The 26405-nt window shown below is 35.9% G+C and carries 34 protein-coding genes; 13 read left to right on the top strand and 21 right to left on the bottom strand.

All coding sequences use genetic code 11. The features are described 5' to 3' along the window. The first annotated feature begins 93 nt into the window (after nt 1–93). The 3 genes from pxpB to pxpA are packed head-to-tail and all read left to right on the top strand — an operon-like array spanning nt 94 to nt 2505. Nucleotides 94–789, top strand: a complete 696-nt coding sequence (gene pxpB / locus ACX9YW_RS01925) for a 5-oxoprolinase subunit PxpB (protein ID WP_460340894.1) — start codon at nt 94–96, stop codon at nt 787–789. Beyond that, the gene (locus tag ACX9YW_RS01930) at nt 777–1742 is read left to right on the top strand and encodes a 5-oxoprolinase subunit C family protein (protein WP_460340897.1); all 966 of its coding nucleotides are present in this window, start codon (nt 777–779) and stop codon (nt 1740–1742) included. Before pxpB ends, ACX9YW_RS01930 begins: the two co-directional genes overlap by 13 nt. A 1-nt stretch (nt 1743) precedes the next feature. Continuing rightward, a complete protein-coding gene (gene pxpA / locus ACX9YW_RS01935) occupies nt 1744–2505 on the top strand; it encodes a 5-oxoprolinase subunit PxpA (protein WP_460340900.1) in 762 nt (253 codons plus the stop codon). 23 nt (nt 2506–2528) lie between these two features. On the opposite strand, the gene ACX9YW_RS01940 is transcribed toward pxpA, so the two are convergent. Continuing rightward, a complete protein-coding gene (locus tag ACX9YW_RS01940) occupies nt 2529–3158 on the bottom strand; it encodes an MOSC domain-containing protein (RefSeq protein ID WP_460340903.1) in 630 nt (209 codons plus the stop codon). A gap of 131 nt (nt 3159–3289) precedes the next feature. Between ACX9YW_RS01940 and bcbE the strand changes: the two genes are divergently transcribed. Next, nucleotides 3290–4549 (top strand): bacillibactin exporter BcbE, encoded by a 1260-nt coding sequence (gene bcbE / locus ACX9YW_RS01945; protein WP_460340906.1) that lies wholly within the window; start codon nt 3290–3292, stop codon nt 4547–4549. 36 nt (nt 4550–4585) lie between these two features. Here the strand turns inward: bcbE and ACX9YW_RS01950 are convergent, their stop codons facing one another. After that, a complete protein-coding gene (locus tag ACX9YW_RS01950; RefSeq protein WP_460340909.1) occupies nt 4586–4945 on the bottom strand; it encodes an ArsR/SmtB family transcription factor in 360 nt (119 codons plus the stop codon). 13 nt (nt 4946–4958) lie between these two features. Further along, nucleotides 4959–6725 carry a SulP family inorganic anion transporter gene (locus tag ACX9YW_RS01955; protein ID WP_460340912.1) on the bottom strand — a complete coding sequence of 589 codons (1767 nt, stop codon included), beginning with the start codon at nt 6723–6725 and terminating at the stop codon, nt 4959–4961. A 174-nt stretch (nt 6726–6899) separates the two neighbouring features. On the opposite strand from ACX9YW_RS01955, the gene ACX9YW_RS01960 reads away from it, so the two are divergent. Continuing rightward, complete coding sequence (locus ACX9YW_RS01960) at nt 6900–7187, top strand: DUF6509 family protein (protein ID WP_460340915.1); 288 nt, start codon at nt 6900–6902, stop codon at nt 7185–7187. Nucleotides 7188–7220: 33 nt separating this feature from the next. On the opposite strand, the gene ACX9YW_RS01965 is transcribed toward ACX9YW_RS01960, so the two are convergent. Both ACX9YW_RS01965 and ku read right to left on the bottom strand, forming a co-directional pair. Then, complete coding sequence (locus ACX9YW_RS01965; protein ID WP_460340918.1) at nt 7221–8108, bottom strand: NAD-dependent epimerase/dehydratase family protein; 888 nt, start codon at nt 8106–8108, stop codon at nt 7221–7223. A gap of 99 nt (nt 8109–8207) precedes the next feature. Continuing rightward, the gene (ku, locus tag ACX9YW_RS01970; protein WP_460341277.1) at nt 8208–9179 is read right to left on the bottom strand and encodes a non-homologous end joining protein Ku; all 972 of its coding nucleotides are present in this window, start codon (nt 9177–9179) and stop codon (nt 8208–8210) included. A gap of 129 nt (nt 9180–9308) precedes the next feature. Here ku and ACX9YW_RS01975 point away from each other — a divergent pair, with 129 nt between their 5' ends. Further along, nucleotides 9309–11144, top strand: a complete 1836-nt coding sequence (locus ACX9YW_RS01975; RefSeq protein ID WP_460340921.1) for a DNA ligase D — start codon at nt 9309–9311, stop codon at nt 11142–11144. 28 nt (nt 11145–11172) lie between these two features. Here ACX9YW_RS01975 and dapF read toward each other — a convergent pair whose 3' ends face one another. The 5 genes from dapF to ACX9YW_RS02000 all read right to left on the bottom strand — a co-directional run bounded on the left by dapF (nt 11173) and on the right by ACX9YW_RS02000 (nt 14985). After that, nucleotides 11173–12153: a diaminopimelate epimerase gene (gene dapF / locus ACX9YW_RS01980; protein ID WP_460340924.1), complete on the bottom strand. Its 981-nt coding sequence runs from the start codon at nt 12151–12153 to the stop codon at nt 11173–11175. 90 nt (nt 12154–12243) lie between these two features. Next, nucleotides 12244–12996, bottom strand: a complete 753-nt coding sequence (locus tag ACX9YW_RS01985; protein WP_460340927.1) for a hypothetical protein — start codon at nt 12994–12996, stop codon at nt 12244–12246. A 107-nt stretch (nt 12997–13103) separates the two neighbouring features. After that, nucleotides 13104–13883, bottom strand: coding sequence for an ABC transporter permease (locus ACX9YW_RS01990; RefSeq protein ID WP_460340929.1), 780 nt, complete (start codon nt 13881–13883; stop codon nt 13104–13106). Next, nucleotides 13880–14785: an ABC transporter ATP-binding protein gene (locus tag ACX9YW_RS01995; RefSeq protein WP_460340933.1), complete on the bottom strand. Its 906-nt coding sequence runs from the start codon at nt 14783–14785 to the stop codon at nt 13880–13882. Before ACX9YW_RS01995 ends, ACX9YW_RS01990 begins: the two co-directional genes overlap by 4 nt. Beyond that, nucleotides 14785–14985: a PLD nuclease N-terminal domain-containing protein gene (locus ACX9YW_RS02000; protein ID WP_460340936.1), complete on the bottom strand. Its 201-nt coding sequence runs from the start codon at nt 14983–14985 to the stop codon at nt 14785–14787. The genes ACX9YW_RS01995 and ACX9YW_RS02000 overlap by 1 nt, the downstream gene beginning before the upstream one ends. 209 nt (nt 14986–15194) lie before the next feature. Between ACX9YW_RS02000 and ACX9YW_RS02005 the strand changes: the two genes are divergently transcribed. Further along, on the top strand, nt 15195–15974 hold the full coding sequence (locus ACX9YW_RS02005) for an undecaprenyl-diphosphate phosphatase (protein ID WP_460341279.1): 780 nt from the start codon (nt 15195–15197) through the stop codon (nt 15972–15974). Nucleotides 15975–16284: 310 nt separating this feature from the next. Beyond that, complete coding sequence (locus tag ACX9YW_RS02010) at nt 16285–16845, top strand: GNAT family N-acetyltransferase (protein WP_460340942.1); 561 nt, start codon at nt 16285–16287, stop codon at nt 16843–16845. Between the two features lie 63 nt (nt 16846–16908). On the opposite strand, the gene ACX9YW_RS02015 is transcribed toward ACX9YW_RS02010, so the two are convergent. Continuing rightward, nucleotides 16909–17067 (bottom strand): hypothetical protein, encoded by a 159-nt coding sequence (locus ACX9YW_RS02015; RefSeq protein ID WP_460340944.1) that lies wholly within the window; start codon nt 17065–17067, stop codon nt 16909–16911. Nucleotides 17068–17302: 235 nt separating this feature from the next. On the opposite strand from ACX9YW_RS02015, the gene ACX9YW_RS02020 reads away from it, so the two are divergent. Beyond that, nucleotides 17303–17785, top strand: a complete 483-nt coding sequence (locus ACX9YW_RS02020; RefSeq protein WP_460340947.1) for an Hsp20/alpha crystallin family protein — start codon at nt 17303–17305, stop codon at nt 17783–17785. A 27-nt stretch (nt 17786–17812) separates the two neighbouring features. Here ACX9YW_RS02020 and yoyC read toward each other — a convergent pair whose 3' ends face one another. Then, nucleotides 17813–18076 (bottom strand): protein YoyC, encoded by a 264-nt coding sequence (gene yoyC / locus ACX9YW_RS02025; RefSeq protein WP_460340950.1) that lies wholly within the window; start codon nt 18074–18076, stop codon nt 17813–17815. A 94-nt stretch (nt 18077–18170) separates the two neighbouring features. Here yoyC and ACX9YW_RS02030 point away from each other — a divergent pair, with 94 nt between their 5' ends. Beyond that, nucleotides 18171–18410: a DNA alkylation repair protein gene (locus tag ACX9YW_RS02030; protein WP_460340953.1), complete on the top strand. Its 240-nt coding sequence runs from the start codon at nt 18171–18173 to the stop codon at nt 18408–18410. Between the two features lie 33 nt (nt 18411–18443). Here the strand turns inward: ACX9YW_RS02030 and ACX9YW_RS02035 are convergent, their stop codons facing one another. From ACX9YW_RS02035 to deoD, 4 genes are all read right to left on the bottom strand, one after another. Next, nucleotides 18444–19277 carry a hypothetical protein gene (locus ACX9YW_RS02035; RefSeq protein WP_460340955.1) on the bottom strand — a complete coding sequence of 278 codons (834 nt, stop codon included), beginning with the start codon at nt 19275–19277 and terminating at the stop codon, nt 18444–18446. Between the two features lie 104 nt (nt 19278–19381). Further along, nucleotides 19382–20917 (bottom strand): lmo1851 family serine protease, encoded by a 1536-nt coding sequence (locus ACX9YW_RS02040; RefSeq protein ID WP_460340957.1) that lies wholly within the window; start codon nt 20915–20917, stop codon nt 19382–19384. Nucleotides 20918–21122: 205 nt separating this feature from the next. Continuing rightward, the gene (locus ACX9YW_RS02045) at nt 21123–21968 is read right to left on the bottom strand and encodes a M15 family metallopeptidase (RefSeq protein ID WP_460340960.1); all 846 of its coding nucleotides are present in this window, start codon (nt 21966–21968) and stop codon (nt 21123–21125) included. A 114-nt stretch (nt 21969–22082) separates the two neighbouring features. Next, nucleotides 22083–22784 carry a purine-nucleoside phosphorylase gene (gene deoD, locus ACX9YW_RS02050; protein WP_460340963.1) on the bottom strand — a complete coding sequence of 234 codons (702 nt, stop codon included), beginning with the start codon at nt 22782–22784 and terminating at the stop codon, nt 22083–22085. Nucleotides 22785–22933: 149 nt separating this feature from the next. On the opposite strand from deoD, the gene ACX9YW_RS02055 reads away from it, so the two are divergent. Together ACX9YW_RS02055 and ACX9YW_RS02060 are read left to right on the top strand one after the other, a co-directional pair. After that, entirely contained in the window at nt 22934–23059 is a 126-nt protein-coding gene (locus tag ACX9YW_RS02055; protein ID WP_460340966.1) for a hypothetical protein, read from the top strand. A 14-nt stretch (nt 23060–23073) separates the two neighbouring features. Then, nucleotides 23074–23199, top strand: a complete 126-nt coding sequence (locus ACX9YW_RS02060; RefSeq protein WP_460340969.1) for a protein YoyE — start codon at nt 23074–23076, stop codon at nt 23197–23199. 79 nt (nt 23200–23278) lie between these two features. On the opposite strand, the gene ACX9YW_RS02065 is transcribed toward ACX9YW_RS02060, so the two are convergent. Both ACX9YW_RS02065 and ACX9YW_RS02070 read right to left on the bottom strand, forming a co-directional pair. After that, nucleotides 23279–24049: a sporulation protein gene (locus ACX9YW_RS02065; protein WP_460340971.1), complete on the bottom strand. Its 771-nt coding sequence runs from the start codon at nt 24047–24049 to the stop codon at nt 23279–23281. 122 nt (nt 24050–24171) lie between these two features. Continuing rightward, nucleotides 24172–24351, bottom strand: a complete 180-nt coding sequence (locus tag ACX9YW_RS02070; protein ID WP_460340973.1) for a YozD family protein — start codon at nt 24349–24351, stop codon at nt 24172–24174. A 142-nt stretch (nt 24352–24493) separates the two neighbouring features. Between ACX9YW_RS02070 and ACX9YW_RS02075 the strand changes: the two genes are divergently transcribed. Beyond that, nucleotides 24494–24646: a hypothetical protein gene (locus tag ACX9YW_RS02075; RefSeq protein ID WP_460340975.1), complete on the top strand. Its 153-nt coding sequence runs from the start codon at nt 24494–24496 to the stop codon at nt 24644–24646. Here ACX9YW_RS02075 and yodN read toward each other — a convergent pair. The 3 genes from yodN to ACX9YW_RS02090 form a co-directional block, all read right to left on the bottom strand. Further along, the gene (gene yodN / locus ACX9YW_RS02080) at nt 24643–25341 is read right to left on the bottom strand and encodes a germination protein YodN (RefSeq protein WP_460340978.1); all 699 of its coding nucleotides are present in this window, start codon (nt 25339–25341) and stop codon (nt 24643–24645) included. The two genes, ACX9YW_RS02075 and yodN, sit on opposite strands and share 4 nt — an antisense overlap. A gap of 123 nt (nt 25342–25464) precedes the next feature. Then, nucleotides 25465–25689, bottom strand: a complete 225-nt coding sequence (locus ACX9YW_RS02085) for a YozE family protein (RefSeq protein WP_460340981.1) — start codon at nt 25687–25689, stop codon at nt 25465–25467. Between the two features lie 153 nt (nt 25690–25842). Next, entirely contained in the window at nt 25843–26187 is a 345-nt protein-coding gene (locus ACX9YW_RS02090; RefSeq protein ID WP_460340984.1) for a hypothetical protein, read from the bottom strand. Nucleotides 26188–26405: the final 218 nt, after the last annotated feature.

Genomic DNA, 26405 nt, shown 5'->3' on the forward strand with positions numbered 1-26405 from the left:
AGCAAGAATGAAAATGGAAGAATTTTCACTAATCCTATTATCATTTCCAACTATTTCTGGTATCTTTGACTTACGAAAGAGAGATGAATCTTTATGAACTATTCCATCCATCCCCTCAGTGAGAATTCGATTATCATTCAGTTTAGTCAAAATGAAGATCCTTTAAAAGTACTACAAACGGCTAAACATATTGAAAATATAACATTTCAAGGTTTTGTTGAATTAATACCTGCTTACCAAACAATTACCATTTATTATGATCCTTTTCAATTAGATATTCGGTTTCCTTTTCAACAAGTAAAAACTCGTGTAGAATCCATTATCAAAACGTTAAATACAACTTTTTCAATTAATAAGCAATTCATCGAAATCCCGGTATGTTATGAAGAAGAATTTGCACCTGACTTATTCGAACTCGCAGAGAATAAGGGTCTCGCGGTTGAAGATATCATAAAGTTTCATACAGAAGTCGTATATGATGTCATTTTTATCGGCTTCTCACCAGGATTTCCCTTTCTTTCTGGATTAAATGAGCGTCTCTATACTCCTAGAAAAGCTACTCCTCGTTTGAAAGTCGCAAGGGGTTCTGTAGGAATTGCTGGGAAACAAACAGGGATTTATTCTCTCGATTCTCCAGGCGGATGGCAAATTATCGGGAGGACTCCAATATCTTTATTCAATATTGCTAAAGCCCATCCAACACTCCTTTCCGCAGGAGATCAAGTTTCATTTTTTCCAATCTCAAAAAAAGAGTTCAATCAATGGGAGGCGGAGAAATGGGGGCATTAATTGAAAAGCCGGGGTTATTAACAACCGTTCAAGATCTCGGACGTTTCGGATACCAACGTGATGGTATCATTGTATCAGGACCGATGGATTCATTATCCATGCGATTAGCCAATATTCTTGTTGGAAATAGTGAAAAGGATGCTGTCCTTGAGATCACTCTGATTGGTCCAACAATCTTGTTTTTAGTTGATACCATAATCGCTATTTGTGGAGGAGATTTATCACCTACTATTAACAATAACTTTTGTAATTTAAATAAACCTTTAATTGTAAAAAAGGGAGATTGCTTAGCTTTTGGTCCAAACAAAAAAGGTTCCAGATGCTATATTGCTTTTAAGGGTGGAATCAATGTAAATAAAGTGTTGGGAAGTCGCAGTACTTGCCTACCTGCACGGTTTGGTGGCTTTAATGGAAGACCATTAGAAAAAGGTGACCGATTGCCGATTAAACAAACAATACAGGAAATAACATCCAACTGGAGACTCTCTCCTCGTTTTAAGAACATTTTATTTAATAGAGATCCCATTCGCTTTATAAAGGGGCGGCATTATCACCTATTTACTAATGAAAGCCTACATAAATTTCAAGCGTCAGCTTTTACGGTAACCAAAGATGCCAATCGTATAGGTTACCGATTGCTTGGTCCGGAATTAAATTTATTAAAACCTCAAGAACTCTTAACTGAAGGGGTTACCTTTGGATCTGTTCAAGTTCCCGCAAATGGTCAACCGATTATTTTAATGGCTGATCACCAAACTACTGGTGGTTATCCTAAAATAGCCCAAATTTGTTCAGTTGATTTGCCTCGACTCGCCCAATTAAAACCAGGAGATGATATTTACTTTACAGAAATATCTTTTCAGAAAGCACAGCTGTTAGTAATCGAACGAGAAAAAGAACTTAGCCTCATAAAAAGAATGGTAACTGAAAAATGGAGTAAAGGGAGAATTTAGAATGGTAACTGTTGATTTGAATTGTGATTTAGGGGAAAGTTTTGGTGCCTATCAAATCGGTCAAGATGAAGAAATAATGAAATATATTACTTCAGCCAATATCGCTTGTGGGTTTCATGCAGGCGATCCTATTATCATGCGTAAAACAGTTGAAATGGCTATTAAACACGGAGTGAAAATTGGAGCACATCCTGGTTTTCCTGATCTACAAGGTTTTGGACGCAGAAATATGAACCTATCTCCAGAGGAGGTTTATTCGATGGTTCTTTACCAAATAGGAGCATTAGAGGCTTTTGTTAGGGTAATGGGAGCAACGCTCCACCATGTAAAACCTCATGGCGCGCTTTATAATATGAGCGCAACCAATCAATCATTTGCTGAGGCAATCGCAAAAGCGATTTTTGATTTTAATCCTGAGCTGTCTTTTTACGGTCTTGCAAATAGTGCTCACATAGAGGCAGGAAATAAATATCATTTAAAAATGGCTCAAGAGGTTTTTGCCGATAGAACGTATCAAGCCGATGGTACGTTAACACCTAGGAATCATGCTAATGCACTTGTTACAGATAAAGAAAAGGCCATCCAACAAACCGTAAATATGATTAAAGATAAACAAGTAACTGCTGTTACCGGTGAAACGATTTCGATTACCGCGGATACCATTTGTATTCATGGAGACGGAATTCATGCGGTTTCTTTTGCCAAAAACATTAAAAATGCCCTTGAAAACGAGGGAATTACATTAAAAAAAGCTGGTCTCTAGTGAGCAGCTTTTTTTAATGTAACTTATTTTTCCAACAAATCTGTTAAGAGGTTTCTCCACACCAAGGCAAGTTCCTCCACCTTTAAGATCTCTTCAATTGCCTGTTTATTTTTTCGATCATGAAAATAAATTTGATTAGCAAATAGGATTGAAACATTGTGTTCATTCCTTGACACCAGCTTCAATTCGGAAGAATTTTCAACCTTTCCTTCTTTAAGGACCCGAAAGAAATAACCTGTATAGCCTGTTTCAACAACACGTTTTAATAATCTGTCTATTCTGTTAAATTTTGATATCTTTGAACAAGGAATTCGTCCTTGGCTTATCTGGATCACAGAATCCCCCAATTCGTATGTATCTCCGATAAACACAGCATCCTCTTTCATTCCGTTTATCGAAAGGTTTTCACCAAAATTTCCTGGTAATGTAACTCCAAATTCTTTTTCCCATAAAGAATAATGCTCTAGTGGATACAGACAAACTGCCCTATCAGGTCCGCCATGAAATTCAGTAGCAGCTACCTCGTCTCCAACAAAACCGTTTACCGTTAGAAAGGCTTCATGGACCGGTTCCTTTTCGATTGCTGATGGAGTGATGGAACCTTGCCAATCATATGTTTTTATTCCACCTATAGATAGTCTTTGTAAATTCATGTACTCCACATCCATTCATTTTTTCCCATTATTATATCATACCTTTTACCAATTAGAGGTAAGGTAATTTTCTTAAGCTTTGTTAATAATATAATCAATGTCATTTCATATAAAAGGCGGTCATTATTGAAATGGAATACACGGAAAAGTTAAATTTAAGTAAATCCAGCAAAAAAGGTACTGCAAAGAGTGGAGAAATAGCAAAACAAAAATGGGCGATTATATCATTAGCCTCCATTCCCTTAGTAATGACATTAGGAAATTCAATGTTAATACCGGTCTTAACTACAATGGAGAATAAATTAAACATATCAGCTTTTCAAGCGAGTATGATCATCACGGTCTATTCCATTGTGGCCATATTATTAATTCCGGTAGCAGGATATTTATCGGATTTCATTGGTAGAAAGAAAGTAATCATTCCTAGTTTATTTATTGCAGCCATTGGTGGACTTATCTCGGGATATGCCTCTTGGAAAATGAATGATGGTTATTGGCTAATTTTAATCGGAAGGGCTTTTCAGGGGGTTGGGGCTGCAGGAGCATTCCCCATTGTTTTACCCTTAGTTGGAGACATGTTTAAAAACGAGGAGGACGTGAGCTGCTGTCTTGGTATAATTGAAACCTCCAATACATTTGGGAAGGTTCTTAGCCCGATTCTTGGATCGTTTTTGGCAGGTTTCGTCTGGTTTTTACCGTTTTTTGCCTTTCCAGTTTTTTGTACCATTTCTATAATATTAGTGCTCTTATTAGTTAAAACCCCCAAAAATAACACAAAAAAAATTCCATTTGAAGAATTTTTTATTAATGTTAAGAAAACATTTTCTGACAGTGGAAGATGGTTGTTCGCGATTTTCTTCGTTGGAGCAGTACTAATGTTTGTCCTTTTTGGGATTTTATTTTATTTATCCGATACATTTGAAAAGGTTTATGATATAAAAGATGTTAAAAAAGGCTTATTTTTAGCAATACCATTAGGAGCTCTTTGTTTATCCTCTTACCTAACAGGAAAAATGATTAAAAAGAATAAATTACTAATGAAATGGATTTCTGTCATTGGCATTATCCTTCTAGCCGTTTCCATCGGATTATTAATGATCTCAAAAGGTATTTGGTACATGCTTATCATGTTTTTGATTAGCGGGGTAGGAATTGGTGCTAGCCTCCCTTGTTTAGATACCTTAATTACGGATGGTGTTGAAAAAAAAGAGCGGGGTACAATTACATCCATCTATAGTTCAATGCGGTTTATCGGCGTTGCAGTTGGACCTCCAGTTATCGCTTTGTTAATGAAAAATAATGAAAAGATGTTATTTATTCTTCTAAGTTCGACTTCTGTTGTTGCTGCTCTAGTCACTTTAGTAGCAATAAAACCCAAAAAATCGCATTGAAACTACTCAATGCGACTTTTTTGGATTGTATTGAATCTAAGCTTTCGTTTTTTCCTCCATATCTTTAGATAAGTCATCACTGAATCGATCTAGCATGGTAGCCGTGTCAATTAAGTGGTTATTAAAGATTTGTTTGGCAATTTGTAAAAGATCGATAATCATTGGATCTCTTAAAGAATACGTAACCCGATTAGCCTCCTTCGTTCCGTAGACAATATTTTTACTCCGTAAAATACTAAGTTGTTGAGAAACAGCAGAACCTTCGGATCCTATGATACTCTGCAATTCATTAACATTTTTGTCACCTTCTGCTAATAATTCAAGAATCCTAATCCGCAGTGGATGAGCAAGGGCTTTAAAGAAATCTGCTTTAAATTGTTGTAAACTTAAATTCATTTCAATCTCCTCTCTAAGAATTTACTTGTTTCATTAAAGATTTTATTTCCATGTTCACTTGTGTGTTGGCTTTTGAAAATCGGGTACATTCATGGAAAGCAAAGTGCTTGCAGCCTTGACACTGGCTGCGATCTAAAATCGTTAATGCATAATTGATTGCCTCACCTGTGTGTTCAAACATATACTGCTCGCCAATTTCTTGAAACAAACCGGTTTTTATTAATGTTTCATTAGGCTGTTTGTTTAAACCGGACAGAATCAAGGTACCACCTTGCTTTTGAAAATGACGGACAATGCTTTTTAAATTGGCTTCTCCAGTAGTATCCATGTATGGGACCCTACCCATTCTTAGGATTAACACTTTTGGATGAAGATTAATGGTATTCATAATGGAATTCTCAAACATTTGAGCGACGCCAAAAAATAAAGGACCTTCGACTGTAAATATACTTATCTGAGGGCAATTATGTCCCTCACTCACTATCCTAGGGCTTACCTTTTTGCCTTTGTCACCTTGGTCTGGAAGAACTTTCTCAACTGAACTAACCTCACTCATCCTTTTCACAAATAAAATGGCTGCTAGAATTAGTCCTACTTCAACAGCTAAAGTGAGATTTGTAAAAACAGTTAATAAAAAGGTTATGGCAAGAATGATGGAATCACTCGTTTTCGTTTTCAAGACTCCTATAAATGCCTTACGTTCGCTCATGTTCCAAGCGACAATCATTAAAACTGGCGCCATACTTGCTAATGGAATTTTAGAAGCATATGGTGCAAGCAACAATAATACTAGTAAAACAACTAAACTATGGATTACACCCGAAATGGGAGAAGTCGCACCGTTTTTAATATTGGTTGCTGTTCTAGCAATTGCTCCGGTAGCAGGGATTCCACCGAATAACGGGGTAACAATATTAGCAATCCCTTGACCAATTAATTCTTTATTACTGTTATGTTTTGTGCCTGTCATCCCATCAGCCACTACTGCTGAGAGTAATGACTCGATTCCACCAAGGGCAGCAATCACAAAGGCAGGTGGAATTAACTGGGTAACTTTTTCCCAAGAAAACTCAGGGAGCTTAAATTTTGGTAATTCACTTTGAATGTTACCATATGTTGACCCAATTGTTGCAATTTTTTCAGGAAAAAGTATTGATGCTACTAAAGTAGAGATAAATAACCCTATTAATGGTCCAGGAACTTTTGGAAAAAATTTCGGTGTTAAGAGGATTAATAGTAAGCAAATAACCGCAACAAGTATGTTATAAAAATTTATGCTATCGATATGAACGAAAATTTCTTTCATATTTAAGATAAATTCTTCATGTTTTTTTATCCCTGTTAATCCTAGGAAACTAGCAATTTGCCCAGTAAAAATAATCACAGCAATTCCAGCCGTAAAACCTATTGTTACCGGACGAGGGATAAATTTGATTAACGAACCTAGTTTAAACACTCCCATTAAAACAAGCATGACCCCTGCTAAAAATCCAGCAATTAATAAATTCTCATAACCGAAAGTCATAACAACCCCTAATAAGACCGGGACAAATGCTCCAGTTGGACCTCCAATTTGAAACTTAGAACCTCCTAAAAGGGATATTAAAATCCCTGCGATAATTGTCGTGTATATTCCGTATTCAGGTTTAACGCCCGAAGCAATCGCAAATGCCATTCCTAAGGGAATTGCAATGATCCCGACTATTATGCCAGAAAATAAATCCTTTCGAAAGTGATGGAATGAATAATTGCCTAAGCTGACTGAAAAATGTTTCCCCACCAGACAACCCCTCTTTGTATATTGGAATATTTGAATCTTTGAATATACAAATTATAGTCCTCTATTTTCATTATGTCTAGAATTTTTTCTATATTTATTTGTCATCTGCACCATTTTTCGTTAAGATGTAGGATATATTATGGAAAAAAGAATTTGGAATGGTGAGGAACATATATGAACTTAACTTTAGAATCGATTGAAAAATTAGAAGATCCATTCGGAATTTTATCTGGGGAACGTTATGAACTGTTTTTCCATTTAGAAGTTCCAGAGGATGACGAGCTATATCATGAAGCGGGATTGTGGCTTAAGATCATTTATATAGTCGAAGAATCCGTTTCTCGTCTATCTCATTACCATATCTTTGAAAAGGATACCAATAATTTTGTTGATATTGGCCTTGAAGATGAAGAGGAAAAGTATTTAAAGGAACTATGCGAACAAGCTATTTCGGAAAATTAAACAACGGCTCGCCAAAATGGTGAGCCGTTTTTCCTAATTTGCAGTTGCATAGTAGGTGATTAATTCATCTATTAAAGTATCGAGGTCAACAAAAGTAAAACCCAAACCTCTTACCCGGTCTGTATTAATTTCAAATGAGGCGGGCATAGCATAAGGTGAAGCATTCTCACTCGTTAATTCCTTTTCAACTACCGCTTCTTGCCCGGTTACCTTCTCAACCTTCGCGATGATTTCTTTTAAAGAAATGCTTCCTTTTGACCCTGGATTAATTGGACCAACATAAGAGGATTTGGCGATTTCATATAAAAAGTTGGCTGCCTCATCCGCTAAAATAAAACTAAACCGAGAATTTAAATCGGGGATTCCGATTGGTTTTCCTTGCTTGACTTTATCGACATGAAACTTCAATCGTTCGGTGTAATCGTCCTTGCTCACGACAATCGGGAAACGGACCGCAACAACCTCTAAATTAGGTTGGGTGAAGAGAACAGCTTCGGAAGCCCTTTTAGCCTCCTGATATCCTCTTAATCCTTGGTATTCAGTCCTAGCTTTATATTCAAATTGAAAGTTCTGGGGATTAAAATCTTCTTCCTTCCAATTTAAACCTGAGTCATAAACTGCCTGGGTTGACGTTAAAATATACCGTGAAACTTTGCCTGCTAAAGCAGAAACAGAGTCTAATGCCTCTTGAGGAGAATAGCAGGTTTGATCAAACACAACATCCCATTTTTTGTCCTTAAAGGCTTCTTCTTGCGATTCTCGATTCTGTCTGTCGATGATTAGTCGACTAACTTGTTCGCCAAACCCATCCCGTTCTTTTCCTCGGGTGGCAATCGTTACATTGACACCATTTTTTAGTAAAAGCTCTACAAGTTTTTTACCAAAGTACTTTGTCCCACCTAAAATTAATACAGATTTCATTATAAAACACTCTCCTTTCAATCCCTATAACCTTTTCGACATTTGTTAACATAATCCTTCATTAAAAACACCGATTTCCAAATGGAAATCGGTGTTTTTTTATGCTTCCTTTTTAATTTTTGGCATCGTGGTTTTCTTTTTAGGTTTTGGTTTCGGCGGTTTTGGAACTTCTGTTTTTGGAGTTTCTGTTTCCTTTGGAATATCTATATCATCCGTCGGTTTCGTTTCATTTACCGCTTTTGCTGTCTTCGTCTTTACAACAGTTGGTTTTAGCATCGTTGAATTGACAGCTGTTTTCGGTTTTGTTCGATCGATGGATGCCTGAAGGGCTGCCATCAAATCCGTTACATTAGAGACATGCGCTTTCTCCGTTGATGTTACCGTTTCTTGTCCATTTCGTTTCTCTTCAATTAACTCAAGTAATGCGGTCCGATATTCATCCGTATATTTAGTAGGTTCAAATTCGGAGGTTAATTGATCAATTAGCATGATCGCTGTTGCTAACTCTTTTTCCGTTACCTTATCTTCATTCGGTACATTCGGCACATCTCCAGCTCGCCGAACCTCATCAGGGTAATGAATCGTTTCCATCACTAATGTATTTTCATATACACGGATAACTGCCATTTGTTCTTTGGCGCGAATAATTATTTTTGCCAAGCCCACTTTTCCAGATTCCAGTAAAGCTTTTCTCAACAAAGAATAGGCTTTCCCACCTCCCTCATTCGGTGACATATAATAGCTTTTATGAAAATATATCGGGTCAATCTCCTCTATTTTTACAAAATCAATGATTTCAACAGCTTTTTCCTCATTCTCTTTCCGCAATTTTTCTAGCTCTTCATCATCTAAAATAACGTATTTTCCTTTTGTGTATTCATATGCTTTAACGATTTCTTCCGGTTTTACTTCTATTTCACATGTTGTACAAACCTTTTCATATTTAATTGGAGAATGACATTCTTTGTGTAATGTTCTTAATTTGATATCCTTATCTTCTGTTGCAGTATGAAGCTTTATCGGGATATTTACTAACCCGAAGCTAATACTACCCTTCCACATTGTATGCATCATCATCCCATCCTTTAGTCTTAATGTTTACTTTAAAGGATTTGTCATACGTTTAAATGCTTGGAAAATGAGTAAGAAGCGTGATTGGTGAAAAAATAAGCTTAACTTGTTTGAAGGGAAAAAATTTAAATGAAACCAATGCTTCCTAGTCTTTTTTTTGAACCGCCAATCGGTGAAGAATGGGTGTATGAAACAAAATTTGATGGATTTCGTTGCTTTTGTTATGTGGATACAAATGAAGTTTCATTAATAAGTCGAAATGAAAATAGTTTAACCTCTTTATTTCCTGAAATAGAAAAATTTATTTTGTCTATCATCGACCGGCTGGCACCTACGCTCCCACTTCTATTAGATGGGGAAATTGTCATCTTAGATAATGCTTTTAAGTCAGATTTTGGAGCGGTCCAAATTAGAGGAAGGATGCGAACAGAGTCAAAGATAAAAGAGGAAACCTTAAAGAGACCGTGTGCATTTTTAGCATTTGATATTTTAACTTATAAAGGGGCCTCACTTACAAATAAACCTTATTTTGAGCGAAAAAAAGAGTTGATGGATTTATTTTTAAAATTAGATTTACCTCTTCACCCGGAATTTAATAGTGAGTATCTAATCCAAGCCATTCCTCCTTACGATCATTTTGAAGAATTATGGAACCAAATTGTTCTTTATGATGGGGAAGGGATTGTCGCAAAACAAAAGAGTAGTATTTGGGAAGAAGGGAAAAGAAGTACGTCTTGGATAAAACATAAGAATTGGAAAATGGTTTCCTGTTTTGTCACTGCCTTTGACAAGGAAAACGGGTATTTTCATGTTGGCGTTTTTAAGGAATCGGAAGTCTTTCCACTTGGAGCGGTCCTATTTGGTTTTAAACCGGAAGAGAAACAAACTCTGAGTCAATTTGTAAAACAAAATAAAATCGATGAGGATAAAAAATTTGTCTATGCCCCACCAGGAATTTGTTTAGAAATCAAATACTTGGAGTGGTATGAAGGGCAGCTTCGCGAACCACATTTTCATCAGTTTCGATTTGATTTAATACCGGAAGAGTGTACTTATCTACAATTTTATTTTCAGCAAAAGAATCTTCCTTCTAGGTTTGAGATTACACATCCGGAAAAACCAATATGGAAACAACCTCTAATAAATAAGATGGAATATCTATATTACTTGAGGGAAATTTCACCCTTCATGCAACCGTTTTTAGAGAATCGATTGTTAACGGTTATTCGATATCCACACGGGTTATTAGGAGAGCCCTTTTATCAAAAAAATTGTCCGGATTACGCACCGAATTTTATAAACACATTTTTATCGGATGATATTAACTATATATTGTGCAATGACCTTCAAACACTCGTTTGGTTGGGAAATCAATTAGCGATTGAGTTACACATTCCTTTTCAAACAGTCTTAAGTAAAGGTCCGAGTGAAATTGTATTTGATCTTGATCCACCTTCAAAAGAAGAATTCCCTTTAGCGGTTAGGGCAGCATTATTAATTAAAGATATTTTATCTCAGCTTCAGCTTTCCGGTTTTATTAAAACTTCGGGTAGTAAAGGTTTGCAAATATACATTCCATTACCTGAAAATCAATTTACCTATGATGACACACGATTATTTACCTTTTTCATCGCCAATTATCTTATCACAAAGGAACCTAGCTTATTTACGATTGAACGCTTGAAAAAAAATCGCGGCAATCGTTTATATATTGACTATGTTCAACATGCAGAAGGGAAAACGATTATCGCTCCTTACTCTGCAAGAGGAAGAGATTGGGCTGGGGTTGCAACCCCGTTGTATTGGGATGAAGTGAATGATACTCTTAGAATCGAGGATTTTACGGTTCGAAATACAGTAGAAAGGGTTAAAAAAATGGGTGACCCTTTCAAAGATTATTTCAAAATAAAAGAAATTCAACCATTCGAACCTGTACTGCAATTTTTAAAACAACATAATAAATAAAAAAAGGCCATGGTTTGGCCTTTTTTTACTATTTCTGCAAGTATTTTTTTACGTGTTCCTGTAACTTTAGATAATTTTCGTTTTCTACTTCAAAAACGGTTTTGTTGATGAACTGAAAGGATTGGATTTCGTTGTCAATAGTTATTTCTGCTTGGTAAACGTTTGTAGCATTACCGATTAAATCAATTTGATAAGTATCATGATTTTGGTGAACGACACAATGAACCATTCCACCATCATTATAAACATGAATGTCTGATTCAAAATCATTTAGGTTCAATAGGCATGTTACTAAGCTAGATGCGGACATGGCCGTGCCACAAGCATTTGTAAATCCAACACCACGTTCAAAAGTTCGAACATAAATATGACCCTTTTCTATTGCTTTGACAAAACTTACATTCACTCCATCTGGGAACAGCTCATTCGGCCGATTTACTGTTTCACTTAGCTCTTTCTGCGTTTGTAATTGGGCATCAATATCATTGACTACTGCAATTAGATGCGGGTTAGGTACTGCCACTGCAGTAAAATGCAAATCATTTGAAAGTGTCGTTATTTTTTCATTTACGAGTGTCTCTCGGGGTAAAACTAAAGGCAAATCCTCCAGTCTAAATGACACTGGCGAAATTTCTACTTGATAGGTTTTGACATCAGGGTATATATCTTCCCGTTTTTTGACGAACAAATTCGCCTTCATTGTTTCGATAACAGCTTCCTCAACATTCAAACGTTCACAAATATATCTGGCTACACAGCGTAAGCCATTTCCACACATTGAGGCCTCACTACCATCAGCATTGAAAACCCTCATTCTTCCATGTGCGTGTGCGTGGTTACTTTTCATCGTATATAATATCCCATCAGCACCTATCCCGTTGGTGCGGTCACATAGGAGGATGGCTAATTTTTGTCTTCCTTCTTCGGAAAAATGATAGTCCTTTGTCATTTCATCTATGAGAATAAAATCATTATTTGAGCCATGTACCTTTAAAAATTCAATTTGCAAATTGTTTACCTCCAACCATTGTTTTTATCTATAAAAGAACATCTAATATCTTATTTTACAACGGTTTATCGGTGTATAGCAAAGCGTAATCTATTTTTTTGCCAATCTCTTTATTAACAATGAAAAATATAACAACTTTTCTTCATTCGTTATCGTAGGATTGATGAAAACAATCGGCAAATTAGGAGTGTGAAAAACTTTTTGGCAACGAATTGGCATCCAGCCTTTTCTAATTCGAAAAATAATTTGTCCAAATGAATTTTTTACCTGTTCATCTAAGAAAAGTTTTGCCTTAATTGCCTCACCTTTGTCATCCCCAGATAAATTATGAAAAAGCGTGTCTTTATTTAAGACAGCTCCCCCAATGTAGCCATGTTCCGGTAAATAGACATCAACGGTTTCGTCTTGATAGAAATAAGATGCTAGTTTGTTCTGATTGTAATCTTCTAAAATAAATTCTTTTGGGCAATAATAATCCATTCGGGAAGTTAGGCTTCCTTGTTTAGCAAAAAGTTTTCCGGTTAACGCACCTGATGAATTGAAAAATAAGAGAGTCTTGGCCTCCTTTTCATAAAAGAGAATGATTTGCTGATTAAATAGCAAAGAGGAACGTGGAGATCTGATAACTTTATCAGATAAACTAATACTTCTTTTATATTGAAGTAGATAGAATTGGAACAATAATAAACTATATAATAGAAAAGGAAATGACAACACCATCAATCGTTTTTCTGAAAAAATGAACACATTCAAAAATATAAAAATAGAACCTAGCAGGACCGTAACCAGACTGGAATTCAAGTATAGTTGAGCTTGTTTGAAGTAAACTTGGCGGATATTCATTCACTCTTAACTCCTTAATAGCATAGGATATTCTATTCTATTAAACTTCTAACCAAATCATGTATAAAAAATAAAAGAAGTAACAATTGTTACTTCTTTTAACGTTACTATGCTGCTAGTTCTTTTTTTCTAAAGAAGAAGATGCCTACCACAAGTAAAATAGCAATTAATATTAGTGTTAGGAAGATAGTTGCCATTGTTTGATCGGGTGCATTTGTCTCAACAAGTGTTTGACTGGCATAAGCCATTAATCGTGCTGGACTCCATTCCAACGAGTCTTTTAGTATCCCACTGCCCATATTCACGACGATAATGGTTGCTAATGAAGCAAAGGCAACGACACCCGGGGTTTTTAAAAATGAATTATAAAAAATAGTTACTGTAACAACGAATGATAGCCACAATCCGTAAAGTGCAAACGACATTAGAAAATCAGGAAACGGGATAAACTTGAATAAAATACCGGTATAGTACCAGGACGCTATCATACCTACAAAGTAGGAAACCCACACTATCAATAATGAAGAAAGCCATTTGGTAAATACAAAGGACGAGTGGGAAACCGGCTTAACTAATATCATCGCCGCAACACCACTTTTTCTTTCCCCTGCTATTAACCCCATTGATGCTAGAACAATAATAAGGATTCCCAGCATATCAATATTGGCCATACTCATGCTAACCACCTCTTCTGCAGAGGGCTTTGGTAACTCAATTACCGCACCTTCCGGAAGATCTCCTACTGAATTAAGAATTTGCGGAAGGTAGTTTTGTGTGATTGGATCCATGACACCTAATAAAATAAAAGTAATCGGCATCCAAATCCATTTATAATTTCGCCAAGATTCAAGAAGTTCTTTTTTAAAGAGAACAAAAAATTGTTTCATTTTTGTACGACCTCCATAAACAAATCTTCTAACGTTAGTCTACTAATCTCAAATTTAGTTAGAGGCCAGTTATTTTCTAGGGCAGTTTTGAAAATTAATAGTTTTGCGTCTTCGATATTTTCGACTGTCAAATGTGCTTGAGTTCCTTCCACTTTTACTTCTTTAATAACGGAAGATTGAACTCCTTGAAGATAGGAATTAGGTGAATCTTTAAACTCTAAATCAATTTTTGACTGCTGATGACGATTTCTTAATTCCTGTAAAGTACCTGATTCAACAATTTGACCTTTATGTAAAAATAAAATTTCATCACAAACTTCTTCAGCATCATTCAAAATATGAGTTGAAAATAAAATGGTCATACGTTTTTTCAATTTTTCCAAAAGCTCAAGAACTTCTCTGCGCCCGAATGGGTCAAGAGCCGAAACCGGCTCATCTAGCATAAGTAAAAGCGGATCATGAATAACAGCTTGAGCAATCCCCAGCCTTTGTTTCATTCCCCCAGAATATTTACCTACCTTGCGATTTTTTGCATCGCTGATTCCTACTAAATCAAGCAACTCTAGCGCTTTATCTTTTGCTACTTTTTTCGTTAAACCACCTAATTCACCGACATATTGTAAAAATTCCAAACCACTCATCCAGTCATAAAAAACAGGATATTGTGGGAGATAGCCAATAAACTTTCTAATATCCTCCCCTTTTGACTGATTTGGAAAAGAGATGGTGCCTGCCGAAGGTTCCATTAGTCCAGAAAGCATTCTTAGGGTAGTCGTTTTCCCTGCTCCGTTTGCCCCTAGTAAGGCAATACATTTCCCTTCATTTAGACTGAAATCAAGACCTTTAATAATCTCCAAATTTTGGAAACTTTTCTTAAGACCATTGACACGAACAATCGCCATTACTGGTTTCTCCTTCCAATAACGAAATAAAGAATTGGTCCTAAAATGTTAATAAATAAAATAATGAGTGCCCATAGCCATTTCGGACCATTTGTTTTTTCAATACGAATTAAATCGATGATTGCCACAAGAAATAAAATAAATTGAATCACTAAGATCGGTGCAAAAATTGCCCAATTAATTACTTCTAAAATTTCCATTTTGTTTTCCCCCGTTTTTTTTATTTTCGCTTATTAAACGTTTGATTAAGAAAAAACGTTCACACTTTTTTCAAATTTATTTAAAAAAATTTTTAAAACGTTGAATCCCTCTCATTTAGGACAAATTTGTTCTTGAATACTCTTTTGGGAATACAATTTATTAGACAAGTTGTGGTTAAGAATCAATCATAGAGGGTGAAACAAACATGATGACAAAACTTGAAGCATTTATTTTAGGAATAATACAGGGGTTAACTGAATTTATTCCCATTTCAAGTACGGGACATTTATTTTTAGGAAGAGCACTATTTGGACTGAAGGAAGCAGGTTTATTCCTCGATACCATGCTTCATATCGGAACATTAATTGCCGTTTTGGTCATTTATAAACAAGAATTATGGACAATGATAAAAAAACCATTCAGCAAGCTAAGCCTGCTGTTGGTCATTGGTACAATTCCAGCTGTTATTGTCGGCTTATTGTTCAGTCATTTATTTGATTCGATCTCGAAAACAGGAATTACGTTAGGGTGGGAGTTTATTTTTACCGGACTTATTTTATGGATGGCTGAGAGTGTGAAAAAAGGACGAAAAAAAATGGAGAACTTAGGCTATCTCGATGCTATATTCATCGGTAGCTTTCAAGCACTTGCCATTTTTCCAGCAGTCTCAAGATCGGGATTAACGATTGCAGCAGGTTTATTTCGGAAATTGGATCGGGAAACAGCCGCATATTTCTCATTTCTTCTATCAATACCAGTAATTGCAGGTGGAATTGTCCTGGAATTCAGTGATATATTAAACGGAAATGTTGAAGCGGTTACATTCGGAAGTTTATTTGTAGCCACTTTATCATCAGCCATTTTTGGCTACTTTGCCGTCGTTTGGATGATTGGATTCCTAAAACAAAAATCATTAAAAATATTTGCCTACTACGTCTGGGCACTTGGATTCATCATCCTCATCCTACAATTCCTTAAAATCCTTTAACACATTAACGCACTGAGGGACTGTCCCTCAGTGCGTTAATGTGTTAAAGGGTGCAAAATTTGTAATAATTTGACGCAAAAAATTAATAATTTTTCTATTTATTTTTAGGATTTTTTTCAGTAAAATACAAAAGCAAGCTAATGTAGAAACATATGACTAGGGAAGGCAAATGGTGCGCCACCAGTGAAAACTGGTTCTAGTGGGTTCGATTCCCACCCCGAAATTTTTTAGAAATTATAAAAAATTTCGAGGGTGGGGCTTATTTCTTGATGGGATAGGTGTGGACTGCCCTTTATTGGAGGGGATAAGCATGCTTAAGAAACGAGATCTTTATGAATGCCACGAACTTTATGATTTAATGTCGCACCCGGATGTCTTCCCTTTTGTGCGCCAAAAAGCTTATTCATATGAAGAATATTTATTTATGACCAAACAAACGACTGAAGCGGAAGATCGTGGGGAGTTAATCTCTAGAACGATTCTTGATGAATGGGGAACTCCAATTGGAACCATTAGTCTTTTTGATATTTCTGAAAAGGCTGGATTTTTAGGAACATGGATCGGGAAACCATATCATGGTAAGGGCTATAATAAACTTGCAAAAGAAGCATTCTTTCAGGAATTATTTTTCAATTTAGGCATTGAAACCATCTTTATGAGAATTAGAAAAGAAAATGTTCGCTCCATTAAAGCTGCTGAAAAGTTGCCATTTGCGATAAAGGCGAATGATACCCGAACAGCTATTTTTAATAGTATAAACAGTGACGGACCCATTTTTGATTTATACGAGATTCCAAAAGATTTATATACTCTACATGTATTACGAAATGGTTTACAACCGGAGATTAGAGCTGAGCTTTTAGAAGCATGAATATTTAGATTGGCCCGAATATTTTTATTCGGGCCATTATCCTTTACAACCGATTCACTCTAACTAATCCATAATATTCTGTTCCATGCCCTCTTCATCTGCTCCCACACCCATTTGGAGCATTAAATCTTCCACTTCCTCATTAGTCAATGTCTCGAAACGACCATCATGGTAAAAAACTTGGGTTTGATTCGGATTGATCCGATTTAGTCTAAAAAACATAAAATATCCCCCTTGCTTTTTACTTTTATTTTCAGCAAAAAATTCATAATTCATTCGTTTTTATCAAATTGTTCATAAAATTGAAACTAAAATTTAGTTTACATAATATTATTATCGCCTATTCATAACGCTTTTATTACAATTTCAGCTTGTAATAAAGTTTAGGTAAAGAACTTTGTGGCCCACCAATGCATATGATGAGAAAAAGTGCTGCAAGCTTGAAAGGATGTTGATAATGTTTCCCTGGAATTTTTCCCCTTTTAATAAAAAATCAAATAACCTAATGGGCCAGCTTAATCCAAATGATATGGAAAAATTCATTAAACAAATAATGGAACAGATGATGCCCAAAGATATGCAAGGGATGTTCAATAATACGAATTGGTTGAATCCAAATCAAAACGGAAATCAACCGAATGAGCAAGCACAAAATCAATCAAGCGAAAGTCTGTCGTATTCAGTATTTGATACGCATAATGATGTATTTGTAAGAATTTCCATAAAGGATGAATCATGGCTATCACAATTAAAGCTATTTCATACTTCCAATCAATTGATTGTCGAGCATATTCCAAATCAGAACGACAAATATACCATTACCTTGCCATCGATTGTTCGAAAAAAAGGAACAGTAACCACCTATAAAGATCAAATTCTCGAGGTTCGTATCCCTAAAAATGTCGATATGCAATTTTCGGAAATAGAAATACCTGAATAAAAAAGGCCCTTATTCCTAAGAGCCTTTTTATTCTTCCATTACCCTTGTATGAATTTCAAGTAAAGCTAATTTTGAATCAATTGGGATTTGTGATTCAATAATTCTTTTTGTCGCCAAATAATATTTTTCGTATTTGGTTCTTCTAATCCTAGGATGTGAATTTTCATCCTTAATATCCCGTCTGATTGCTTCAAGTAAAATTTCCACACTTTCTTTATCATCTTCATTTAATAATCGGTTATTCCAAATGGAGCGGTAATCCACTAATAGTTGCTTAAAGTCTTTTTCCAAATCCTTTCCCTCCCTACGTCTATTGGTATTTTTACATATTTTCCTTTACCTTTGCAAAACATATAGTAAATATTTTCTAGGAGGGGTAAATGTCATGACCGCGCCTTATCGTTGCCCAAACTGTAAAACGAATCGAAGCAGATTTAATCTCATTAGACAAGAACCACATTCAGTAAAATTAGATCCACAGACTGGAGATGTCATACAAGAATATTCCAATACCACGTTAGAACCCTTTCACTTACCATATAACGGACCTAGTTTGAAGGTTCAATGCGGAGCATGTGGTCTTATTGAAGACGAACTAACTTTTATTAAATTTGGTGAGCGCTAAATAAAAGTAAAACACCCTTTCTAGATGGGTGTTTTATTTTGCTAACAAGAATTTATTTTTGGACAAAAAGTGTTCGCTATCGATTTTCCATGGGCCATACATGGAGTAACGTACTAAATGAATCTCATCCTTAAATGTTTTTCTTCCTACCTTTTTTATCTGCCAATCCAGCTCTACTGGTATAGAAAGATATAGCTCATCACCGATGTCTTCAGCCGGGAGCATATACATCCGACTTATAGATACGTTCTCAACATTCGGAATGATTTTACTCCAGTTGAATTTTTGTAGTGAGGATCGCTTTAAGATTTGTTTATCTTGCTGCTTAAAACCGGCTATATAGGAGTTAACCAATTCATATGGATTTACCGATGCTAAATGATCCTCCAATTCCCCCGCAGCCTTAAGGATCATTAATTTATGGGACAGATCCATTTCATTTGTTCGATGTGTCGTACTCCCATAAAAATGAATGCAGAAATGACCGGGAAAGTTATTAATTAAAGCTCCAGCACCATGTGGCATTCCATGCATAGATGCTGCAATCAATCGATTATTGTATTTCACGACAATAGCTCTACGTTTCCAACTCCACTTTCCATTATATATTTTTTTCATTATTGCTGTATCTTTTTTCGTAATAGGCTGGACATCTGCATGATTACTACCTGCCCGTCTTTGGACATTAAATTGAAGGCCAGTTTCAGAATCAATCACTACAAATTCCGTGTATTTTGGCAAAAACTGATTTGCCTGTTTCCACGGCATTACCTCTACCTTTTCTACAGTTCTTTTTGCATTTGCAACAGGTTGTTGAAAAGATAAAGTTACTGATAAAAGAACACAAATTACAATTTTTCTCATCATTTATCACTCATTTTTTTGCTCGGATTACTTTTATTTTCTCCCTCTAAAGGCAGTTCATACAAAAAAGCTGTCCCCAATTTGAATGGGACAGCTTTTCGCTCTATTTATTCTGTTATCTTTTCTTTTATGACGTCAATTGCTGTTTGTAGCTGAGGATCGTTTTTCGCTAGCTTTTCGCGTAATTTTTCCATTAGTATTAATGTCGTATCCCCTTTTAAAATACCGCTTTTATCCAAATTGTTATCAGCTTGAAATTGAACAATGGCTTTTTTCATTTGTTCATCGAAGTAACTATCAATTTTACCAGGCTGATAACCTAGCGCCTCTAACATTTGTTCTGCGGTATGAACTTCTGGTGATGACATTGAGATAGTTAGTTCCTTTTCCGGATCAATATAGGTTAGATTTGCATACTTGGGTAACTCCACCTTATAGTCTGGCTCAATCCCTTTTTGATGAATCCAATTCCCGTTAGGAGTTAGCCATTTTGCGGTAGTGTATTTCAAATTTGATCCATCTGGTAGGTCTTGAGCTGTTTGAACAGTTCCCTTTCCAAAGGACTTTTCACCAACAAGTGGTACTCCTGCAGACTCCTTTACGGCGGCTGCTAAAATTTCAGAAGCACTAGCGCTCCCCTTATCGATGATGACTACTAATGGGGTGTTTACGTTAGAATTATTTTTTGATTTATATTCCTTTACATTGCCATTTCGATCTTCTACTTTAAACAGAATTTTCCCTTCTGGAACAAATAGACTTGAAATACTAACGGCTTCATCTAAAAGTCCACCCGGGTTTTGCCTTAAATCTAAAACAAGCCCTTTCATTCCTTGTTGTTCAAGCTTGTTTAAAGTATCAATTAACTCTTTGGAAGTGTTTTCAGAGAAACTAGTAATGGATACTTTAGCAATTCCATCCTCTACCATTTCGCCGTAAACAGTTTGCACTGGAATCGTATCCCTTATAATTGGAACCGTTATTGGCTTTTCCACTCCAGCTCGTTGGATGGTAAGTTCAACCTTTGTTCCTTTTTTTCCACGAATAAGGAGAACTGCTTCCGTTGTACTCATTCCTTGTAGGCTCTTTTTGTCTACAGCTAAAATGATATCGTTAGGCTTTAAACCGGCCTTTTCAGCAGGTGAACCTTTGATAGGAGAGACAATGGTAATGTGACCTTCTTTTTCTTGGATTTCAGCACCGATTCCTTCAAAAGAGGAGGAAATACTTTGATGGAACCCTTCAGCCTCTTCAACATTCATATAATCTGAATAAGGGTCGTCTAAAGCTTCCAACATACCGTTTATGGCACCATTTACCAATTTATTATCATCTAGGTCCTTATAATAATTTTTTTTCAATGTATCATAGGCAGCATATAATTTACTAAATTCATTCCTTGCTTGATTGTAAAATTGATCCTCTTCCACATTGACGATATCCTGGGGACTTTCATCTCCAAAAGCCAAAACAAACGTTGTAATTCCCGCTGATAAAAATATTACAGAGAAAATAAGCATAAAAAAATAAAAGCTTTTCATCTTTACATATCCGGCACTTTTTGGTTGAGGATCCTGCTCTTGATGTTGTTCCAAACCAGGTTCCTCCACCTTCTTCATTAACTTGTCATCATCCAAATTCATCACCACTTTCACCAACAAAAACTTAAGAAATCATCCTTACCAATTAGAATACCATCTTTCGCCCAAAATGAACAAAAAAAAATAACTCATTAACACCTTATCGCTTTAAACCAAGTATATTATTATTTAACACTAAAGCACCTTAGTGCTTTAGTGTTAAATAATTCGGGGACAGTCCCTACTTGGAATAAGCATTAAAGTAGGCTTAGATTTTTTTGACGATTTGGAAGTATTCTTCAAGGGTAAGGTTGTGTTCATAAATGGCTGTTGCCGCATCCACCCCGATGTAGCGGAAATGCCATGCTTCGTATTGGTAGCCGGTAATCGATTCTTTTCCTTTTGGATACCGTAAAATAAAACCAAATCGATGAGCGTTTTCGGCAAGCCACTTTCCCTCTTCTGTTGTTCCAAAATCTTCTGTTAGCTCCATATTAGCACTTCTTGAGGTGATGTCCATCGCCAGTCCTGTTTGATGTTCACTCTGACCAGGAAACGCTACAGCCGCCATTGCCTTTTCTCTTCCGACTTTTTTTACCTCAGTTTCAAATAAACCATGTTGATATTGGTATGACCGATATCCAGAAACGGCAAAAAGCTCAATTCCATTTTGTTTTGCAACTTGAAATAGCTTTTCCAACGCAGAGGCAGCTTCTTTTCGCAATAAGCTTTTCTCAATTTTTAAGTCTCCGAAGGAAAAATCCACCTCTGGCCTTGTTAAATCATTAGGTAAAAAAGTTTCCGGTAAACTGTATTGTTTATTCACCAAAGCCAACGTATTTTCAGGATTCATAATAACCTTTTCGCCATTAGCATCTTTTATTTGATTAAAAAAGATATCTTCTAAGGTAAGCTGGGTATCATCAGCTTGCTTTTCACTTTCATTTTTTTTCTCAATTGTTTCTTTGGGCTCTGAGGCTTGTCCAGGTTTTTTTTCAGGTTCTTTTACGATATTTTTAATAAAAGGAAGATGATCCATCATTGATTCAACCCTGGAACATGCTGTAGTCATAAATAATAAACTGATAAAACCCAAAAGCATTAACTTTTTCATTTAAATCCACCAACTTTTAATCTTAGTCATAAAGGCAATATAACTATTTTATAATAAAACGTCAAAAAAATAAAAAGCATAAGCTATAATAGCCTATGCTTACTTTTTAAGCTTTTATTTTAATGCCGCATCAAGAGCTACTTCTATCATTGTATTAAATGTTAATTGACGCTCCTCTGCACTTGTTTCCTCACCTGTTAAAATGTGGTCGCTTACAGTTAACACAGAAAGAGCTTGACGACCAAACTTGGCAGCCAGAGTATATAAAGCGGTAGTTTCCATTTCAACAGCTAATATACCGTATTGAGCCAATTTCTCCCAATTAGGATTTTCATTATAAAATAAATCCGCTGTGAAAACGTTTCCTACTTTTAGATTTAACCCTCTCTCTAAACCAACATCATAGGCATTTTTCAACAATTCAAAATTCGCCGTTGGTGCATAATCAATCCCACCAAATGTCAAGCGATTCATTTGCGAATCACTTGAAGATGTCATCGCTAAAATAACGTCCCTTACTTTAACATCCTTTTGTATTGCCCCACAAGTTCCTACACGAATTAGCTTTTGAACATTATAGCTTTGCATCAGTTCAGTAATGTAGATCGAAATGGACGGAACCCCCATTCCCGTTCCTTGAACGGAAATTCTTTGTCCCTTATATGTACCGGTATATCCAAACATATTACGTACTTCATTATAAAGGGTCGCCCCTTCTAAAAAGTTTTCCGCAATATACTTCGCTCGAAGCGGATCCCCAGGTAGCAGAACTGTTTCAGCGATTTCGTTTTCCTTAGCCCCGATATGAATGCTCATTTCATTATCCTCCAATCAAATAACAAGTATAGTCGTCAGACTTCCTACAATTACAATATAACACATTCCTGTTAAACGAACACTACCCTAGCATTTTTTTATCGTTTATGGAAATGCTAATTTTAGATTGTCCAAAGGAGGGGTCAACCATGCCTAAACAAAAAATGAGTAAAAAGCTTGAGCAAGCTGTCCAACACGCGAATGAAACGAATCCTACCTCCCGTTCAGGAGGAGAACCACCAACAAATCGCGATAAAATGAAAAATCCTAAATAGGAGGGCTTTTTACAATGGGTAAAAAACATCGTGCCAGAATTAAAGGTCAAAAGAAAAATAACCATATTCCTGCTGAAGCGATAGTCGCAGAGCATGAAGCACATGCAAAGGAACATTCAGCAAAGGATAGAAAAAGCTAAAAAAACCCCTGGAAGATTGACCTTCCAGGGATATTTTTCGTCTAGCTACAACGCCCAGTAGGCACTACCGCTTATGCATTTATGAATATCTTTCGATTGTACTTTGTAGTTTTGCTCGTAAGTTTGGTAAATCACTTGTTGAAATAGTCAGGCGAAGGTTTGTCTCATCCATATCCATTGCTGCAGCCAGAATCCCACCCAATCCTTTTGCTTTGCGATCAACTTGCATATAAACTTCCATTTGTTCTTCAGAATAAGGGTAAAAAACTAATTCCAGTTCATCCAATCTGCCACGAAAGGGTCCTGTAACTGGGATAAACTCAAATTCTTGCACAAAAGGTAATCTTTTCCTTAAACGATACGATATCTCCTGGCAATCCGCCTCACGTAGACGGAAACCCATTTCTTCAACCGCTTTAAAAACGGCGGATACTAATTTATTTGGTAATACCTTAATATAATCTTTATCAGTAGGATCGACTGCATTTTTAATATCAAGGCCAGTCGTAACCCAAATTCTTGTTCTTCCAATCGTAATCGGGGTATCATGTGGTAATACAAAGGTGAACGGTATTTCCTTACGTTCATTAGGCTTTATAGTAAAGGATTCCACGACACGGAAACGGTCAATTGTAGCCGTTACATTGTACTTCTTATCGTCCGACTCTTTAATATAATTTGTATGGAGTGATAAATAGATCTCATCCACCTTTTGCTCCACATTTCCGCCTTGGATTTCAACAACCCCTGTTACTTGTTCACCTGCTGTCAAATTATCCTTTTCCAATTTCGTGTCAACTTTTGCTGAACCAATCCCTACACTCGCAAACACCTTGTTAAAAAATGACATACATTCCCCTCACTTTGAAATTTAAGTTTTCGGTTAATATATACACCTCGTCATAAAAAAAAGTTTCACCCCATAAAAAATAGTGAGCCAAAGACCCACTTTTTTTTGGTTGTAGAAGAGAACTATTTTTCCTCTTCATCCACTTCTTCATTTATAATACATTTTTCCAATAAATAGTCAAAGGTAATATCAGCGATTTCTTCAAGCTCTTCTTCAGATGGGACATATCCTCGTTTGACAAGCTCTTGAAAGAAAAACTCAGCAATCTCTTCTGTATCAATATATACCTCGATTTCTTTCACCTTAATCGCCCTCCCTTCCTAAAAATGTATGATACAACTCACTATTTCATGCGTGATTTTCGAATATGAAAAAAGCTTGTCGCCCCGAAGAATAAATGGCTTGGACAAGCATATATTTGTAAAAACTAGAGGGGGAATAAAAATGGCAAATTTTATAGAAATGTTAAAGGATGATTTAAATCAGGAAGACGGGATTGTTATCTCGTGGTTTACAAGAATCACAACATTCTTGTTTAAAAGTGTATTATTTATAGCCATTCCACTTTTTATCTATCTATTTTGGTCTATCTTTTAATGGGGATCGTTGTTATTTTGAGTTAGTAACCTTTTCAATTTACGTAAAATGCCCTTTTGGATTTTGACATATTCTGTGTCTTTAAACATTCTATATAAACAATCGTAATCATTATAGACATCCAGCATTTGATCAACCATAAATTTTTGTTTTTCCTCTAATTCATTTGAAATGATGATCGGGGTCAAGCCTGAGGTTGTGTTTGATTCGGGATGCTTGATAGTGGATTTTTTTTGATCGTTCATGTACAAATACCCCAAGTTCTGAATAAATTCATTGGCGTACTTGGCTTCTGCGACTAAAGAAAGCTCTTCTTCACTTGCTTCGAGCCACTCCCCATCGGTAATCCTTGAAAGCTCGTAAATGACGTCCTCCCAGGCATCCTCTTGATAACGCCATATTTCAGTTCGAAATCCTACCACTTTAAACAAATCGGTATGATAGCCATCCACTTGGACTATATCGCCAATAACGAACTGATATTCAATGTCAATGTGTTCTCTGTCAACAATTCGTCCTGCATATTCGGCCACTAACTGGAGTCGCTCTTCCAAAAATAATCCTTCATCATTATTAATTACATACATAAATCGACCATCGATCCATTTAACATCGGTAATTTCCCCAATGGTTCCATAATTAATAATCACGACTTTATCACCAATTGAATATTTTGGTTTTTTTCTTTTCCCCATCGTCTCTTCCCTCCAAATGATAGTCGTGAATAAGTATTTTATTATATGCCAATTGCAACAGACATGATAATAAAAATACCTAGGGGGAAAAGCACAAAAACCCTTTAGCTGGCCATTTTCAAGTTATTTATCGATATCATTTAAAAAAAGCTCCCATGCTTCATCAAATAGAGTCATATTCCCCAAATAATGCCCATTCAGTTCTAGATAAGAGCTTAATTCATTATACTGTGTTGTTTGCTTCGGGAATCCGTGATCAAGATAAACATCATTAGCAAAATGACTAAGTGCATCTTTTGGTTCAGGATGGCGGAATTTCATTAGAAAATGGTAAAATGATTTGCTCATTATCTTTGCCCCTTTTGTTTTTTAAAGATAGTTATTCCTTTAGAACATATTAAACGAAAATAAAAAACCTGCCAAGATAAAGTCTTGGCAGGTCCTCCACAACAAATCACTTGTATGTTGATTATTTCCATTTATTTTTACCTAGGTCAACTTTTAAGTCGGGGTGGATGCTAATCCTAAACTTGTTGGGTTGGATTCTATACCAAATAATCCGATACTGTTATACCAAACCGCCTTACCTTCTGTGAAAATATGAAATAAGTTTTGGCCTAAGTGGCCAGCAAGGTCCAACGGAATAATCGCATATCCAAAGTGAGTAAAGTTTTTTCTAACGGTTCCTTCCATCCCAAAAATAGAGGCAAGTTTAGCTGTTCCTACCAATAAGAAAATCGGTATAGCCATGATAATGATAAAGGCTAATGTAAAGTTCACTAAATAATTACTTGTTCTAGTTACCATTCCTAAGGTATTAAATATATCCTGCCAAGGTTCAAGCATTGTAAAATTTTGGACAATACAATCCCCATGATAACAGCTGCTAAAGATGCATGCTCAAGCTTTTTGGATTTTTCAAACCCCATAGTTCCTTCGTCGGAACGCGAATTTGAATTTTAATAGAATCATTTGGACAGTTCTTAATACAATTTGCACAGATATTACATTCCGCGCTTGATTCCATTGTTTTTGGAAATTGAAACATTGGACAGCCTTCTACT

It is taken from the genome of Pseudoneobacillus rhizolycopersici, assembly GCF_054786815.1.